Consider the following 669-nt stretch of genomic DNA (forward strand, 5'->3'; position numbering starts at 1 on the left):
GTGACGGCGCCCATTTTTGCTCATGGGGATAAATCCAATTTGCCTTGTTTCGTCAGTCATAATAAGCCCTTTTCGAGTGGTCTGTCTTTTCTTTCCCGAATACATTTTTTTTCGCCGACGCAGATTCTTAGGCTTTTGGACAGGTCGCTCTGTCCCATCAATAAAGACGTCTTTAACTCCAGGAAAGGCGCGAAAAAATTCCTCAGCAGAGCGAATTTGACGAGCGGGCAAAACACATTCTCGCCCCAAGGTCATCTCTAAAACCGGCAATAATATTTTTACCCAGCGACATACCCGGGTTCTATCTAAACCAAAAAGAAGTCCTTGCAAATCATAGGTCGGATAACATTTTAAATACAACACGAGTTTCGCACAAAACTAATTTGGGTACGCTAATAAAACACGGATGTGCTCAGCAATAGCATTTTTGATTACGTCCCAATTTTGTTGATAAAGGGTTATTTTTTCAGATATACGACGTTTATGTTGTTCAAACCACGCAGAAATAGCGAGAAAAATATGATTTCTTTGCGCTCGGCTCGTGCGAGCCTGACAGCGTTCAATACCACAATTTTGTTTAACTTCTCGATGATAAACTTCAACAGACCAACGGGCATCCATGATAGATTTGACGTATTCACGGGTGGGATTCTCTTTGTTTGTTACTAT

At 41.4% G+C, this 669-nt stretch carries 2 protein-coding genes; both read right to left on the reverse strand.

The genetic code is table 11. The features are described 5' to 3' along the window. On the reverse strand, positions 1–363 hold a 363-nt coding region (locus tag CBG25_RS20310), incomplete at its 3' end, for a transposase family protein (RefSeq protein WP_290608900.1). A gap of 15 nt (positions 364–378) precedes the next feature. Continuing rightward, the coding region (locus CBG25_RS20315) for a transposase (RefSeq protein ID WP_290603789.1) at positions 379–669 on the reverse strand (291 nt) is incomplete at its 5' end.

The organism is Arsenophonus sp. ENCA, from assembly GCF_002287155.1.
GTDB lineage: Bacteria > Pseudomonadota > Gammaproteobacteria > Enterobacterales > Enterobacteriaceae > Arsenophonus > Arsenophonus nilaparvatae.